Source organism: Trueperella pyogenes (assembly GCF_001070855.1).
In the GTDB taxonomy this organism is placed as follows: domain Bacteria; phylum Actinomycetota; class Actinomycetes; order Actinomycetales; family Actinomycetaceae; genus Pauljensenia; species Pauljensenia pyogenes_A.
The window spans coordinates 82,408-98,987 of the sequence record NZ_JVLH01000013.1; the positions used below are offsets into that span (position 1 = coordinate 82,408).

Here is a 16,580-nt window from a genome sequence, read left to right on the forward strand (position 1 = left end):
ACTTGAGGTCTCTTCCCACCCAAAATTGGGCAGCAACACCGGGTATCTGGGAGATACCGCGTTGACGATGGTGCTCTTTTTGGGATTACTCCCCTCGCGACTAGCGTAACAAACGATTCCACTCACATTCTCTGTCAGATCACAAGTCGTTAAGAGCTTCACACGCAAGTGCTTTAGACTCAACAGCGTGAGTGTTCAAAATCGTGCAGCCCAACTGTCCCGACTGCGTCGCCTGAAGGAGACCCTTTTCGGGTCAACCCAGGCACCTTTTGAACTATCAGTCGTCCAATCCTGTGCTTTTGATACAACAAAACTCGCGCATACTGCCGGTGTTTCCCGACTTGCTGAACTGGGACGCCGTGAGGTTCGTGAACTCACGCCACAGACATTGTCAACAACTGATGATTTTTACTCTGAAGTACGCGATGCGTTAGAGCACCGGGCTTTGATCTGGTTAATTGGACCTATTGACACTGAGCAACTGAAAGAACTCGCAGGTCCACTATTCGGCCTCTTCATGAACGTCGGTGCAGAGCACTCTGAGACGCAGACTGTCTTCGGACTACGGGTCAGTGACGTTGTTCATGAGCTACTTCCCGATGCAAGCTTCAGGGCGGCATTAGAAGGAATGAATGCAACGCGCACTCCCCACGGCCTCGCCCATCAAATTGAGGCAGCGGGGGTAAAGGTTTTCAAACGTTCCCTGATCACGCGAGTTCTCAAAGACCCACGTTTCTGGGTTTACGCGGTGGTCTTCGTGTACTCATCACTTCGGGCACTTCCAGTCGTCTTTGTCCCGCAATTCCACGGCTCTGTGTTGGTCTTGTGGGGAATTGATGTACTGACCGCAATCCCGTATACCTGGGGAATTCTCGCAATGATAACGGCGTCGAGACCATTGGAACGCTACACCGGCGCAATTGTCGCATTAGCAACATTCATGGCACCCTACGTTTATTTCTGGGTGCACGGACGCGGATACCCAGGATCAGTCATCATCATCGTGGGCCTTATGATTGCGGCGTCTATCGCTACTGAGGTTTGGCGCGGGATTCAGAACACGCGTCTTGTCAAGCGTTACTCTGCCTCGCGAAATTCTTGAGGAATTCCCTGGATCGAACGCACAGCGCTCACGACAAGAATCCAGATCCCCGCAACCCACCAAATACCTGTAAGGATAAACGGGCGCAGGGGTGCATATGCGACAAGTAGGGCCGTTGCGGCAACCCATACCAGTGCTGCGAGGATGTTAAGAACACGCAAACGACCAACCCTGAAGGGATGGACAAAAGCAATCGGAGCAACAGTAAGGATTGCCAAAATTATGGTCGCAATAAAGTTAAAAAGAGCTCCGGTTTGGAAAATCCACATAATTGCTGCAACCACATTCCATGCCGCCGGAAAACCCATGAAGTAGTGGTCTGGTGTCTTCAAGGAGACATTGCAATAACAGAACATTGAGGACAGACAGACAATTAAGGCGGCAGCGATACCTAGCCCGCGGGATCCAAACGGGAGATAGAAGACCATGAAAAGTGCCGGAATGAAGGTCCAGGTCAGGTAATCGACAATATTGTCCAAAGTCGCTCCGTCAAAACCGGGAGCATATTCGGTGACGCGAACAGCACGCGCGAAACTGCCGTCGACTGCATCAACAAGAAGCGCGATTCCCAACCACATCCACATCTGGCGAATATGTCCCTCGTACAGAGCAATTGTCGCCAAAGACGCCCACAGCACACCGGTTAGCGTGAAGAGGTGAGCAGACCAAGCAAGGACGCGCTTGGCAAAAGGAACGGGACGCGCTTGCGTATGCGCCTTCGTAGACACAGTCGACTCCCAGAATTGAGAACTTAGGACACCACCATCTTAGTGCTTTTACTCAAAGGCACTAACCAATTTCCACAAAGTTTAGTTTGCAGCTTTCATTGCACGTAGTTCTTTCTTGAGTTCAGCGAGCTCATCACGCAGGCGAGCAGCAAGCTCAAACTGGAGGTTCTCTGCGGCTTCCATCATTCGAGAACTCAGCTGGGCAATAAGATCCTCAAGGTCATTTTGCGCCATATTGGCAAGTTCTTCCCGGCTCCTCGGCATATCCTCAATAGCCTCCGAGGCCATCGCATCTGCGCGAATGTCTGTAGCCGGCCGCTCACGGCGGCACCCGCCTTCGAGGAGCTGCGCAGTATCGACCTCTTCGCGAGCCAGCATGTCAGTGACGTCCGCGATCTTCTTTCGCAGTGGTTTGGGATCAATCCCGTGCTCATGGTTATAGGCAAGCTGGATCTCGCGACGTCGCTCGGTTTCGTCGATTGCTGCACGCATCGAGTCAGTGATGTTATCGGCGTACATGTGCACTTCACCCGAAACATTACGCGCTGCTCGCCCAATGGTCTGAATGAGCGATCGGGTTGAGCGTAGGAAGCCTTCTTTATCGGCATCCAAAATTGAGACCAGAGAAACTTCAGGCAGGTCCAATCCCTCACGAAGCAGGTTAATTCCTACCAAAACATCAAAGACTCCAAGGCGAAGTTCACGTAGTAATTCAACGCGCCTTAAGGTATCGACATCAGAGTGCAGGTATTCGACCTTCACTCCCCTTTCACCTAAGTAGGTTGTCAGATCTTCAGCCATCTTCTTCGTGAGTGTTGTGACCAAAACACGCTCGTCACGCTGCGTGCGCTCTCGGATCTGCTCAAGCAAGTCATCAACCTGACCTTGAGTAGGTTTAACAATAACTTGGGGATCCACAAGGCCAGTCGGACGAATGATCTGTTCAACTACACCGTCAGAACGATCCAGTTCATACTGCCCAGGAGTTGCCGAAAGATAGACCGTCTGACCAATGCGTTGCGTAAACTCATCCCATTTCAGTGGACGATTATCCATTGCCGAGGGGAGGCGGAAACCGTAATCAACCAGAGTGCGTTTTCGCGACATGTCGCCTTCAAACATCGCTCCAATTTGCGGAACCGTCACGTGGGATTCATCGATGACCAGAACAAAATCATCGGGGAAATAGTCGAGCAGCGTATTTGGAGGTGTGCCCGGGCCACGTCCATCAATATGACGCGAATAGTTCTCGACTCCAGCACACGTGCCTATTTCCTTAAGCATTTCGAGGTCGTAGGTCGTTCGCATCCGAAGACGCTGAGCCTCAAGCAGTTTTCCCTGGGATTCAAACCACTCAAGGCGTTCTTCGAGTTCTTTCTCGATGGAAGCAATCGCACGTTTCATTCGTTCTTCACCGGCAACATAGTGCGATGCCGGGAAGAGGTAGACATGATCAACTTCCTCGATGACATTTCCCGTCACGGGGTGGAGTACTGCCAAGGAATCGATTTCATCACCGAACATTTCAATCCGGATTGCCAGTTCCTCATATACCGGAATGATCTCAATTGTGTCTCCACGAACCCGAAAGGTCCCGCGGGTAAATCCGATATCGTTTCGCGTGTACTGCATACCGATGAAGGCACGGAGGAGATCGTCGCGCTCAATGCACATTCCGCGACTCAGCTCGATCATCCGCGCAACGTACTCTTCTGGTGTACCCAAACCATAGATACATGAGACAGAGGAAACAACAACCGTATCTCGGCGAGTTAAAAGCGAGTTTGTTGCACTGTGGCGCAGCCTCTCGACTTCATCGTTGATCGACGAGTCCTTCTCGATAAAGGTATCGGTTTGAGGAACGTAGGCTTCAGGCTGATAGTAGTCGTAATAAGACACGAAGTATTCAACAGCATTATTGGGCAGCAGCTGACGAAACTCCGCTGCCAGCTGCGCTGCCAACGTTTTATTGGGCTCAAGTACCAAGGCCGGACGTTGAACCTCTTCGATCAGCCAAGCAGTCGTTGCGCTCTTACCGGTTCCTGTCGCACCGAGAAGAACAATATCTTGTTCACCCGCGCGCAGGCGTTCTGCTAGCTCATGAATCGCCTTCGGCTGGTCACCAGATGGCGTGTATTCAGAAATAACCTCAAAGGGGTGTTCCGCACGAATGATAGGGCTTTGGCTCACCCTTTAACGCTACGTCATTTCAAACACGAACGCGCCGTGAACGGGTACCTCAGTAAATGTTGGTAGCTCATTTACCAGAGCTCACGCACCTAGTGGGCACCAGTTCACGGCGCAAATCGCAGTGAAACGCTTGATAACAAACGAATCTAGTGATTACTCCTTCACACGACGCTGCGAGGCAATCATTGCGACACCGCCCACTGCAAGCATTCCAGCGACAATCAATGACCAGAAGGAGCCACCCGTTTGTGCCAAGGCACGAACAATTGCGGGCTTTTGCACGGTTGTCTGTGCGGTCGATGCGGCAGGTGCTGCATCCCCAACAGTCAAAGCATTACCAATGCTCTCAGCTTCTGTGGCACGATCGCGCACCTGGTCCCGTGGATCCTCAGAGATCTGCGATGACGAATCACTTGGAGCCGAAGACTCCGTAGTACTTGGGGAAGACGAAACATCATTACTCGGGATCGAGACAGCACTGGTTGTCTCCGTTGCTACCGGGCTCGGCTCCGTCTCAGTCGAGCGACGAACTCGCCTGCGGGAATTGGCATTTGAGTCGGAAGTCGGCTTGGGCGCCTCGGTTGTCGCAGGCGGAGCCACGGGCTGAGGTGCGACAACATTCGTGTTCGGAATCGGGGTTGTCGCAACAGGATCTGGCGTACTTGCAGTCGGTACAACCGGCTGAGGTGCGACAACTGTCGGTTGCGCCGTCGGCGCTACGGGAGCTTCGGAGGTGGCGCTAGGAACGACCGGTTTTGGTGCAACAATAGGCCTTTCAGGTGTCGGGGCTACAGGGGTCTCAGTTGTCGCACTAGGAGTAACCGGAGACGGAGCCGGAGTAGTTACCTCCGGTGTCGGTGTCGTTACTTCAGGTGTGCTTGTCGTAGGCGTCGGTTCAGGAACAGTACTCGTTGCCTGTCCCTTCTTCCATACACGCACGTAATCGACGAGCATGTCAGAACCATTTCCCTTGTACGCATCGATGTACTTAGTTGCATCCGTATAGGTTGTATCGCCGTTGTCGGAGGCAAGGAAGGTTCCACCAACCATCTGGTTTAGGCGCAAGACCATGCCGTTAGCGTCATTCACGAAGGGATTGCTTCCCTTCACCTTGTCGTAAGTAACGGTATGCGCCTTACGTCCGTCAAGGTAGAAGGTGATTGCACGTCCGTTTTTCTCAACACCATAGGTGTGGAACTGGGTCTGCGACGAGCCGTCACCGCCCAGTTGTCCCTGATGTTGTTCGGTCTTCTGTGGGTTACCAACGCGAGGTGTATGAACGTTAGCTTGGAGGTAGTGCGGATCCCAGCCCTTGGCCTCAACTACGTCAATTTCACCGTGTGCGGGGAAGCTAATTGGATCTGTGCCCGTCATCCAAAATGCGGGCCATGATGCGACTGCTGTGGGAAGCTTGATTCGGGCTTCAGCGTAGAAGTCGCCGTAGGCCGCCCACTTCACTCCCTTGTTATCGCGAGTTTGAACCATCGCAGAGGTAAATGGAGCCTTGTAAGAATCAGTCTGCCCCTTGGAGGTACGTTTGCATTCTCGATCAACAGTGACCATGGAATGCGTATTACGATCCCACTTCTGTGTCTTTGGCTCATAACGTGCGGTCAGGTGAAGAACACCACCTGAAACGCTGACATTTTCCTTGGCGTCAGAGTATTGGGCTTGAGAGTGAGCATTGGGATCGAAGCAACCTAGGGCCAAACCCCATTTCGAAGTGTCAAGCTCGCTCCCGTTAAACTCATCCTGGAAGGTCAGAGTGTTATATCCCAGCGCACGCACTTCATCGGGTCCGGGCACTTCGTCGCCAGCCCACGCAAGCGAGAGACCGCCCAAAGTCATTCCTGCGCCAAGAGTCAGTGCACCAAGAGTGCGCACTGCCCTGCTTCCAACAAAAGTACGCTTCGTCTTCAACAGCGCCATTTATCCTCATCTCTGCGGTAAATGTCGGCTGGCCTGTTCACTATCCGATGCAGAAGCTCTTCGTTGCCCCCACGGGGAAGACGGTTATCTTTGCCGCAAGCAACTTTCACAATATCTGACTTCAAGCGTCCCAGTCACAACCGGTCTAGTTTCTCGTACACCTCAATGTTTACGTATCAAACTGGTTGTTTCTGGGTCTTTTCCGGGTTATTTATTGAGCGTTACCCGTTGAATTCATGTGAAAGCTGAAGAAATACTGAAGAAGTTTGAACAACTAGTGCACATGTGTCAACCAGGACGTATAGAGCTGGCTGGATACATCGGCAAGATCTTCTTGATTCCCGTGGTTCTCAACCCAGATACTTGCTAACTTCCGGCGTTCACTATCCGATATTTGCGAGCGTATGCGAGCTCGGGCATCTTCTTCGCTCAGACCGCGAGATATAAGCCGGCGAAGGCGCACTTCCTCTGGTGCGCTGACCATAATCACCGCATCAAAGAGTGATGCATCCTCATAGGTCGTCAAAAGAGGAACATCATACAGCGCGCAAGTTCCCTGAGGGGCAGATTTAAGTCGTTCCCAAGCAAGAGCCGAGATCGCAGGGTGCGTGAGCGAGTTCAACAACAAAGTTGATTCTGGTGAAGAGAAGGCTCTGCGCGCGAGGAGGCGTCGATCCAGTGAGCCATCTGGGAGTGCAAGGTCAGCTCCAAAGTTCTTCAACACGGCCTCGTACACGGGATGGAGAGGCGAAAGAACTTCGCGAGCCAGTTGGTCTGCATCGACAACATAGACGCCGAGGCCGCGCAACACCTGAGCAATCGTGGACTTTCCCGCACCAATTCCCCCGCTGAGTGCAAGAAACAACGCCGGCCCTTTCGCGTGCGCCTGCGGTATCGAGCGAAGAAGATATGCGCTCGCGCCTCCGGATTGAATGACAGTCTTCACATCTGAAGACTAGAACAGTGAACACAGCTTGGCACAACAGGCACGAAGTGAAAGAATCGCGATAGAAATAATTACTTCTACGGCTAGAAGCAGAATAGTGACTCAAACAGCAACAACGCAGACGAAGCGTCCTCAAGGAATGGGACTGCTGATCGCAACCTCCTTAACCTTGTTCTCAATGTTTTTTGGTGCAGGAAACTTGATCTTCCCTCCCATCATGGGCGCCAATTCAGGATCGAACTTTAACCCAGCCATGATCGGCTTCCTGATCGGCGGTGTAGCTCTGCCCGTCATTGCGATTATCGCAATCGCATTGTCAGGAACTGATCTGCGGGACCTTTCTGGACGAGGCGGAAAGGCATTCGGAATCACTTTCTCATGCATGGTGTACCTGTCGATCGGTGCGTTCTACGCACTGCCCCGTACGGGCGCGGTTTCCTTCTCGACAGCCGTTGCACCAATTATTCATTCGACTTCATTCGTGAGCTCGATGATCTTTAACGCATTCTTTTTCGGACTTGCGCTTTTTCTTTCCTGGAATCCTCGTCAGATTGTCAATCACCTCGGTAAAATCCTGACACCTGTCCTTCTGGTTCTCCTTGTTCTTTTGGTTTTCCTGTCACTGGCAAAACTTCCACCTTCTGAGGTTGCTCCCGTCGGACAGTACGTCCACGCACCTTTAACTGCTGGCTTACTTGACGGATACATGACCATGGATTCGATTGCTGCTCTTGCATTCGGAATCATCGTTGTCGCTTCATTTGATCAAGGAGAAGGGGGAATCAGCGGAGCAAAACTCATCCGTCGCACCAGCGCGGCAGGCCTTATTGCGGGTATTTTGCTCGGTTTGGTCTATGTCGGTCTGGGTTTAATTGGACACGTGATTCCCGGCGGACAGAACTACACCGATGGAGCTGCACTCCTCGCCGATGCCTCTCATATAACAATGGGTACAGCTGGACAGCTCGTTTTCGGGCTCATTGTGCTTACCGCATGTATGACGACTGCCGTCGGATTACTCGCTGCAACTTCAGAGTTCTTTGAAAGACTGCTTCCAAAGATCACCTACAAAATGTGGCTCGTCGGCTTTACGATTATCTCCTTCGTGCTGGCATCCGCTGGACTATCAACGGTTCTGAAAGTTGCGGTTCCAATCATTACCTTCCTCTACCCCATCGCTATTTCCATCGTCTTCATTACGATCCTGACTCATCCCCTTCACTACTCAATGCAGGTTCGTTGGACCTTCCGTCTTGGCGTGTGGGTTGCAAGTATCTGGTCGCTTCTCACGACTTTGATTTCCTTAGGCGTACTGGACTTCATTGCGCCTCTGATGGCTTGGAGTCCGGGTCAAGACCTTCAAATTGGTTGGATATTACCGACCGTAGTCGCAGCCTTGATCGGTTTCATGATCGATCTGGGCTTTTCCAAGCGAACCCAGATCTAGCACCAATTGCTTATGACGATGGCCCGTCTCGATAGAGGCGGGCCATCACTCTTAGCCTCGATAAACTGAAGCGATGATTCCCTGACCTAAAAGAAACACCGTCAGGATCCAAAAACTGCCCTTTTCTATATCGACTCCGACCATACCATCGGCTGAGCAATCACAAAAAAACTTGAGGCCCCGGTTTTCACCGGGGCCTCAAAACTGACTATGAGCGCTTAGACGCTTCGATTCAGTTGTTGGTCAGCTTCTCACGAAGTGCTGCAAGCGCCTCATCGGAGGCAAGGGTACCTTCGGAGTCGACCGGGGTCGAGTACGAAGCCTGCTCTTCGACTGCAGGAGCAGCTTCGGCGTCCTCTTCAAGGGCCTTTGCAACCTGAGCCTTGTGGGCTTCCCAGCGAGCCTGGGCCTGTGCGTACTGAGCTTCCCAAGCCTCACGCTGAGCCTCGTAGCCTTCCATCCATTCCTGGGTTTCGGGATCGAAGCCTTCGGGGTACTTGTAGTTGCCCTCTTCGTCGTACTCAGCGGCCATGCCGTAGAGCGAAGGATCGAACTCTTCAGAGTTGGGATCAACGCGCTCGTTGGCCTGCTTCAGCGACAGGGAGATACGACGACGCTCGAGGTCAATGTCGATGACCTTGACGAAGACCTCGTCGCCAACCTTAACGACCTGCTCGGGCAGCTCGACATGACGCTGAGCAAGCTCGGAGATGTGAACCAGACCTTCAATTCCATCTTCAACACGCACGAATGCGCCGAAGGGAACAAGCTTGGTGACCTTACCGGGCACGACCTGGCCGATGGCGTGGGTACGTGCGAAGGTCTGCCACGGATCTTCCTGAGTCGCCTTCAGAGACAGCGACACGCGCTCGCGGTCCATGTCGACATCCAGCACCTCGACGGTGACTTCCTGGCCAACCTCAACAACCTCTGAGGGGTGGTCGATGTGCTTCCAAGACAGCTCGGAGACGTGAACCAGACCGTCGACCCCACCGAGATCAACGAAGGCACCGAAGTTAACGATGGAGGACACAACACCACTGCGAACCTGACCCTTCTGGAGGGTGTGCAGGAAGTTGGTGCGAACCTCAGACTGGGTCTGCTCAAGCCATGCGCGGCGGGACAGAACAACGTTGTTACGGTTCTTATCCAGCTCAATGATCTTGGCTTCGATCTCGCGGCCAATGTAAGGAGCAAGATCGCGAACGCGACGCATTTCAACGAGAGATGCGGGGAGGAAGCCACGCAGGCCGATGTCCAGGATCAGGCCGCCCTTGACGACCTCGATGACGGTACCGGTAACAACGCCGTCTTCTTCCTTGACCTTCTCAATCTGTCCCCATGCGCGCTCGTACTGTGCACGCTTCTTGGACAGGAGCAGGCGGCCTTCCTTGTCCTCCTTCTGGAGAACCAGGGCCTCGATTTGATCACCAACGGCAACCACATCATCCGGGTTGACATCGTGCTTGATGGAGAGCTCGCGAGAGAGGATGACACCCTCGGTCTTGTAGCCAATGTCAAGAAGGACCTCATCGTGGTCAACCTTGACGACAGTGCCCTCGACGATGTCGCCATCGTTGAAGTACTTGATGGTCTCGTCAATAGCGGCGAGCAGGTCCTCACGGGACCCAATGTCGTTCACTGCAACCTGGGGGGTAGAAACTGCCGGCTGCGAGTTGGTGCTGGTCATGTAGTTGTGTTCTCCGAAACGGACGTATTACTAGATATGGACAATTGCGGCTGCGCAGTGCAAATGGCTATTGCACGTAGCAGTACCTTGAGCATTCTAACAGAATAGGGCCAAAAGTCCACCTCTCCTAGTGCGCTGCATCCTTCCATGTCTGACCAACACCAATCGCCACTTCAAGTGGCACCCTCAACTTCATGACACCTTCCATTCCATCATGGACGAGTTGACGAAGTTGTTCTTCCTCACCCGGGGCAATCTCAAACAGTAGTTCGTCATGGATTTGAACGAGCATCCTCGACGAAAGACCACTGTGGTCAAGGCGATTTTGAACATCGAGCATCGCCATTTTGACGATATCTGCGGCACTTCCTTGGATTGGAGCATTCAATGCGGCACGTTCAGCCATTTCACGGCGCGTCCTATTTGCAGAGTGAAGATCAGGCAAATACCTCCGACGTCCGCAGATAGTTTGAGTCCATCCATCTTTACGCGCTTCATCAACGAGACTTTCAAGGTAGTCACGAACTCCCCCAAAACGCTCGAAATAGCGATCACGCAAAGCTGAGGCCTCGTGAACAGGAATCTGTAGCTGCGCCGAAAGGCCATAGGCTGACAGACCATACGCCAAACCGTATGAAGTTGCCTTAATACGCGAGCGTTCTTCGGGCGTGACATCTGCCGGCTCTACACCAAAGACCATAGCTGCCATGGTGCGGTGAAGGTCTTCTCCAGAATTAAAGGCCTCGATTAGGCCCTGATCCTTGGACAGATGCGCCATGATACGCATTTCAATCTGCGAGTAATCAGCGCTCATCAAGTCAACATAGGGCCTCTTCGCAACAAAACCAGCGCGGATGCGCAAACCATCGGCAGAACGCGCTGGAATATTTTGCAAATTTGGATCCGAGGAGGCAAGACGACCCGTCGCAGCTGCAGTCTGAGAGAAGGTAGAGTGAATGCGTTGGTCATCCCCAATGCAGGCGTTGAGTCCATCAACCATCTGGTTGAGCTTAATCCGGTCACGGTGCACCAAAAGATGACGCAGGAATTCATTACCGGTGCGCTCAAACAGGTCCGTCAGCGCTTCGGCATTAGTCGTGTATCCGGTCTTAGTTTTCTTTGTTTTTGGCAGGTCGAGCTCATCAAAGAGAACCGTCTGAAGTTGTTTAGGAGATGAGAGGTTTACTTCGTGCCCCAAGACCTCCCATGCACTGCGTTGCGCAGACTCAACATCTGAGGCCAGCTCATGCGAAAGTGAGCGAAGGAATTCCTCATCAACGCCGATTCCATACTGTTCCATCTGCGCTAACAAACGAGCGATTGGAAGTTCCAGTTGTTCGAGGAGATGAGTTTGCTCGCTCTCTTCCAACTTCGACATGAGGACCGCAGCAAGCGGGTGCATACGCCCTGCGGCCATTCCAAGTTCGTGTGCTCGTTCTTCAGTGATACCCATGTCGAAGAGCGTTGTCTCGCTCTTCTTCTCTTCTTCATCAATACCCAAGTAACGAGAGAACAACTGGGAAAGCCTGTAACCACGGTGCTCAGAATTCACCAAATATGCGGCCAGAAGCAGGTCACAGTAAGGATCACCAAGTTCCCAACCTCGCGCTCGCAACGCATGGATACTGCCTTTGAAGTCGTAGACGATGAGGCCATCTTCTGAAATTAGTGAAGTGAGTTCAGCATCTTGCTGAGCTGTAAGCAGCGTCGGATCAATGACGAGCGTTTCATCAGCAGTGGCAAAAGTGAGGGTGTTTACCTCCGCACCGTTGACTTTCAGTACACCATCGACAAAGAGGGAGAGGCGACCAGGATGATCCTGACGCCACTGCCTGAGCTTGGTTCGATCATCCGCAATCGTCACTGATACTTCATGCGCCGCCACTTCGGATTGAGAAACAATCTGTTCTTCGTTCTGCTCCGCTTTTCCAAGACCGATACTCGCGACTGCAAGGATCTTAGAGCGGAGTGAACGAAATTCCAGCGCATCACAGAGAGCCGCAAGCGACTGCCGATCTGTCACGTCACGACGCAAATCGTCCAATTCGCATTCGAGATCCATATCGGTCAGAAGGTGATTGAGTCGGCGATTTCGGCGCACGTCATCGACATGCTCACGAAGAGCCTCTCCCCTCTTCCCTGTCACTTGATCGGCGTTCTCTAGCAGATTATCGAGGCCATCGAAGCGGTTAATCCATTGAGCCGCGGTCTTGGGACCGACCCCCGGGACCCCCGGAAGATTGTCCGAGGCCTCGCCGACCAAAGCGGCAATTTCGGGGTATCGGTACGGAGGAACGCCATATTTATCCTCAATACGCTCCGGAGTCATTTCACGAAGATCTCCCGGGGTTAATCCGGGATAAAGGACTGTGACGGTATCGGTAACAGTTTGGAAGCTATCCCGATCTCCGGAAACGACGAAGACCCGCATGTCTGCCTGCGCGCCACGATGAGCCAGAGTTGCAAGAAAATCGTCTGCTTCAAAGCCCTCCCGAGAGAGCGATCGAATACCCATCGCTCCAAGAAGATCCCTAATTAGCTCAATCTGTCCTTTGAACTCCTCGGGGGTCGCATCGCGAGTTCCCTTATATTCGGGATATTCCTCAGTCCTGAACGAATGCCGGGAAACATCGAAGGCAACCGCAACATGGCTCGGCTGGTATTTCTCGAGAATTTTAATCAGCATCGAAGCGAAGCCATATACCGCATTCGTATGCTGTCCTTGCGCAGTCACAAACTTCTCTACGGGTAGGGCATAGAATGCACGAAAGGCCATCGAATGGCCATCGATAACAAGCAGGGTCTCCTTCATAGAAGACACACTACGGCGAGAGGGCACAATGCACACCTCGAATGGCGAAATTGGCCTGCCTCAAAGCTGGCAAGACACACTGATGAATCGCATGGGCATGCGTATTATTTCGCAGAGCCCGGAGCATACCGTTATCGAGATGCCAATTCCAGGAAACACCCAGCCCCAGGGCCTTCTCCATGGTGGTGCGAGCGCTGCCTTGGCTGAGACCGCCGCTTCCCACTCTGCGATCCTGCACGCTCAAAGGCTTATTGGAGACAATGCGGTCGCAGTCGGCGTCGAACTCAATATCTCTCATTTGAAGGCTGGCCGAGGATTATTAATCCGAGCGACGGCGGAGGCGCTCCACCTCGGGCGAAGCTCAACAGTTCATACAGTCCGCATTACTGATGAAGATCGCCAGCTCATCGCCGTTGCGCGCGTATCGAACCGCATTCTCAGCAAGTAAAAAGGGCGCGGGTAAAACCCGCGCCCATTCAAGAACCTAAGGTTCTTAGCCCTCAACCTGGTTAATAACCGCGTCTGCTACCTCACGCATAGAAAGACGTCGGTCCATAGAAGTCTTTTGGATCCAACGGAACGCGTCGGGTTCTGTCATTCCCATGTTCTTCATGAGAAGGCCCTTGGCGCGGTCAACACGCTTACGGGTTTCAAAACGGTCAGCTAGGTCAGCAACCTCTTCTTCAAGGGATTCAATCTCTTGATGACGGGAAAGTGCAATCTCCACAGCTGGGATCAGATCGGCTGGCGTAAAGGGCTTAACGACATAAGCCATTGCACCAGCGTCACGGGCGCGCTCAACAAGTTCTGTCTGGCTAAAGGCGGTGAGCATGACGACCGCGCAAGAAAGCTCAGCAAGGATCTTTTCCGCAGCGGTGATGCCATCCATCTTCGGCATCTTGACGTCCATTACACAAAGGTCAGGCTCCAACTCAAGGGCAAGCTTTACGGCTTCCTCACCGTTCGAAGCCTCACCAACAATTTCAAAGCCTGCTCCGCTCAGCGTCTCAACGATATCCAGGCGGATTAATCCCTCATCCTCCGCAACAAGTACCCGTCGCGGCTCAGTAGCTTCTTCACTCATGTCGTCTTCCTTGTCCGATCGTTTGTCACAAGCGCTGGTTATATCTTATCCTTATTAGCGCACTTGTGTGCTGCCCCGATAGCCCAACTGGCAGAGGCGGTCGGCTCAAACCCGGCTTGTTGTGGGTTCGAATCCCACTCGGGGTACCAGGATGTCTCAATCTGACACCTTGCGGCTTAAAAGTTTCCGAAACTTTTAAGCCGCTTTTTCTTTGGAATTATGCGGTTTCACACCGTGGAAATTGCAGCAAAAAAGACAGTTTATGAATCAACTCCGCCAACCAACACGGTTGACGGAGTTAACCTTAGAGAGACAAATCACATCTCAGGCAGCGGGGATAAGTTCCAAACCCAAGAACTGTGCAGCTCGATCACGCATTTCAGGACGTGCCAGATTATCGAGTGCTTCTTGAATTCGCTGATCGCTCCAGTCTGAATACCAGGGGCGAACGGCATCGCTGAGTTGAGCCACTGGCAGATTCAGAGCTTGCTGGCGACCATGAGCCGCACGGACCGAGATTTTCGTATTGAGTTGATTCATTTCTTCCTCCTCTTCATTCTTCATCTGTATCTACGGATATGCGCTCAAGGTGCGCAGGCAATCTCTTGTAGATACTTCCAAGGCATAAGCCTTATATGTCATCCAACGCGGATGAACTAGCAAGTATTCCACAATACTCGGAATATGTCTAATTATCCTGCCCCATGAGGCCGTATTCGATCATTCGCACATAGGCTTTACGACCATCTTCTGTTAGATGTTGTCCATCGTCATAGAAATAGTCGTCATGACCCTCACTGAACCTATACCAATCGAGAATACCGACCTGGGGATATTTCTCGGCGAGCTTGTACATCAGCGCGTTATTCTCATCCTGGAAAGGGTGGGGTGCTCGTACGGTTACGAAGAAGATCGGTCGCTCCCCCGCCGCTTCGATGAGCGGAGCCGCAGACTCCACAGAGGTGATCGGCCCATTTCCACCGAGTGCAACAATCACCGGCGTCCCATCATGCCCTTGCGCAAGATCCTCACGATAAACTGCAATCCCCTTCTCAAATGAGCGCCCAACCTCTGTGTCGGTAAAAGAATCAGGAAATACCGCCGGTATCCAGTAATAACTTGCACCTTCTGCTACTGAATCTCCGATCAGCACAAAGGGCACAGAACACGTGCCCTGCTCATCAGAGCACTGCCATTGCGAGGGATCGTAGTTATCGGGGATAACCGCAGCCTGCGGCTCGATGACCTTTCCATTTTTCTCATGGAAACGAGGCTGAACTGGCGTTGGGGTCGTTGACGTTTCCGTTTGAGCGGCGGAAGGCTCAGCTTGCGAAGCAGAGGGGGTGGGTGAAGCAAGAGTTGATGAAACTTTCTTCGCCCCAGACTCTAAAACATGGCTGGGAACGCAAGCGGTCACGAGGCTCAAGGTTAAGCCGCCAATGAGTAGTGTCGCACATGCTCGTACGCGACGACTTTCTTGCTTTCCTCCGCGAAGCGCTCGCCAAGTCTGCAAACTCCCCCACGATGGCGCTTTCTCAATAAAGCGGTAGGCGGCCTCGACAACACAGAGAAAAACTGTAAGTTCGAGAACCCATCCCCACCAGGGAAGTGCAGAGGTTCTGCGCGCAGGGTTCATCAGAAGGATTAATGGGTAGTGCCATATATAAGCACTCAGCGAACGTGAAGCAAGCAGCTGAATCGGAGGAAATGAGAGCAGCCGAGAAAAAGCTCCGGGTAGCATCGCACCACAGATCAACAGTGCACTGACCAAGGCCGAAAGGAAGAAACCACCGCGATAGAGCCAGGTCATATAGCCGCGTGCATAAATGGATACAAGGACAAGGAACCCCAGACCAAACCACGATGAAAGCGAGAGAAGACTACGCACACGAGGAGATGCATTCAAAACATAAGAATCGACATAGGCAAGTGCCATGCCAACTAAAAGTTCAGCCAGACGCGTATCAAGACCGTAGTAGACACGAGAAGAATCTGTACCGGGAGCAAAGAGAAGCGCCATTTCAACGGCAGAAAGACATGCCAAGATGATAAGGGCAATGGATGCATGCAGACGTGAGCGGAAGAGCTCTCTGAGCAGTAAGACAATCACCGGAGCCAGCAGGTAAAACTGCATGATCACTGCGACAAACCAAAGATGAGTCAGAGGTGACGGTAGTCCCGCCTGCGCAAAATACGGAACTTCACGAAAGATGTAAAACCAGTTCGAAAAAAACGCAAGCGCTGGGATGGCATCGTCGTGCATCTTCACGAGTAACGATGGAGAAAACACAAAAGATGTAATCGCTGAAAAAGCGGTCACAACCACCATTGATGGCCATAAGCGGGAGAAACGCCGAATAAGGTAGCGTCCAATCGCAATCTCATTTTCTCCATCCAATTCGCGAAGAAGCGAACGGGTGACAAGGAAGCCAGAAATCACAAAGAACAATGTGACTCCGATGAAACCTCCTGGAGCGGGTGAACTGGGCCGGAGATGGTAAAGAATCACCGCAATGATTCCCAGCGCCCTAAGGCCATTGACACCGGTCAGATAAGAAGTATTCTTCTGTGCGGTTTTACTCGCGATATTGGTATCGCTGTCGTCGCGAGATAACCGTGGCACCGTTGTCATGGCTCAATAAACTCCTCAGA

The 16,580-nt window shown here is 52.4% G+C and carries 12 protein-coding genes and 1 tRNA gene; 4 read left to right on the plus strand and 9 right to left on the minus strand.

The window, feature by feature from the left end:
• Nucleotides 1-187: 187 nt before the first annotated feature.
• Entirely contained in the window at nt 188-1,102 is a 915-nt protein-coding gene (locus ADG72_RS06600) for a hypothetical protein (protein WP_048713613.1), read from the plus strand.
• Here ADG72_RS06600 and ADG72_RS06605 read toward each other — a convergent pair.
• The 4 genes from ADG72_RS06605 to coaE form a co-directional block, all read right to left on the minus strand.
• A complete protein-coding gene (locus ADG72_RS06605; RefSeq protein ID WP_048713616.1) occupies nt 1,078-1,830 on the minus strand; it encodes a CDP-alcohol phosphatidyltransferase family protein in 753 nt (250 codons plus the stop codon). The genes ADG72_RS06600 and ADG72_RS06605 overlap by 25 nt on opposite strands.
• Nucleotides 1,831-1,911: 81 nt before the next feature.
• Nucleotides 1,912-4,020: an excinuclease ABC subunit UvrB gene (gene uvrB, locus ADG72_RS06610; RefSeq protein ID WP_048713618.1), complete on the minus strand. Its 2,109-nt coding sequence runs from the start codon at nt 4,018-4,020 to the stop codon at nt 1,912-1,914.
• A gap of 153 nt (nt 4,021-4,173) precedes the next feature.
• A complete protein-coding gene (locus ADG72_RS06615; RefSeq protein WP_048713620.1) occupies nt 4,174-5,949 on the minus strand; it encodes a glycoside hydrolase family 16 protein in 1,776 nt (591 codons plus the stop codon).
• 274 nt (nt 5,950-6,223) lie between these two features.
• The gene (gene coaE / locus ADG72_RS06620; RefSeq protein ID WP_048713623.1) at nt 6,224-6,895 is read right to left on the minus strand and encodes a dephospho-CoA kinase; all 672 of its coding nucleotides are present in this window, start codon (nt 6,893-6,895) and stop codon (nt 6,224-6,226) included.
• A 97-nt stretch (nt 6,896-6,992) separates the two neighbouring features.
• Here coaE and brnQ point away from each other — a divergent pair, with 97 nt between their 5' ends.
• On the plus strand, nt 6,993-8,342 hold the full coding sequence (gene brnQ / locus ADG72_RS06625; protein ID WP_414717744.1) for a branched-chain amino acid transport system II carrier protein: 1,350 nt from the start codon (nt 6,993-6,995) through the stop codon (nt 8,340-8,342).
• 232 nt (nt 8,343-8,574) lie between these two features.
• Here the strand turns inward: brnQ and rpsA are convergent, their stop codons facing one another.
• Nucleotides 8,575-10,032, minus strand: coding sequence for a 30S ribosomal protein S1 (rpsA, locus tag ADG72_RS06630; protein WP_009409460.1), 1,458 nt, complete (start codon nt 10,030-10,032; stop codon nt 8,575-8,577).
• Between the two features lie 127 nt (nt 10,033-10,159).
• Nucleotides 10,160-12,844: a DNA polymerase I gene (gene polA, locus ADG72_RS06635; RefSeq protein WP_048713799.1), complete on the minus strand. Its 2,685-nt coding sequence runs from the start codon at nt 12,842-12,844 to the stop codon at nt 10,160-10,162.
• A gap of 28 nt (nt 12,845-12,872) precedes the next feature.
• Here polA and ADG72_RS06640 point away from each other — a divergent pair, with 28 nt between their 5' ends.
• Complete coding sequence (locus tag ADG72_RS06640) at nt 12,873-13,292, plus strand: PaaI family thioesterase (RefSeq protein ID WP_048713626.1); 420 nt, start codon at nt 12,873-12,875, stop codon at nt 13,290-13,292.
• A gap of 45 nt (nt 13,293-13,337) precedes the next feature.
• On the opposite strand, the gene ADG72_RS06645 is transcribed toward ADG72_RS06640, so the two are convergent.
• Nucleotides 13,338-13,928: an ANTAR domain-containing response regulator gene (locus ADG72_RS06645; protein WP_009409463.1), complete on the minus strand. Its 591-nt coding sequence runs from the start codon at nt 13,926-13,928 to the stop codon at nt 13,338-13,340.
• 72 nt (nt 13,929-14,000) lie between these two features.
• On the opposite strand from ADG72_RS06645, the gene ADG72_RS06650 reads away from it, so the two are divergent.
• Nucleotides 14,001-14,077, plus strand: a tRNA-Leu gene (locus tag ADG72_RS06650).
• Between the two features lie 175 nt (nt 14,078-14,252).
• On the opposite strand, the gene ADG72_RS06655 is transcribed toward ADG72_RS06650, so the two are convergent.
• On the minus strand, nt 14,253-14,468 hold the full coding sequence (locus ADG72_RS06655) for a hypothetical protein (RefSeq protein ID WP_342612686.1): 216 nt from the start codon (nt 14,466-14,468) through the stop codon (nt 14,253-14,255).
• 148 nt (nt 14,469-14,616) lie between these two features.
• Complete coding sequence (locus ADG72_RS06660) at nt 14,617-16,560, minus strand: acyltransferase family protein (protein ID WP_048713632.1); 1,944 nt, start codon at nt 16,558-16,560, stop codon at nt 14,617-14,619.
• Between the last annotated feature and the right edge of the window lie 20 nt (nt 16,561-16,580).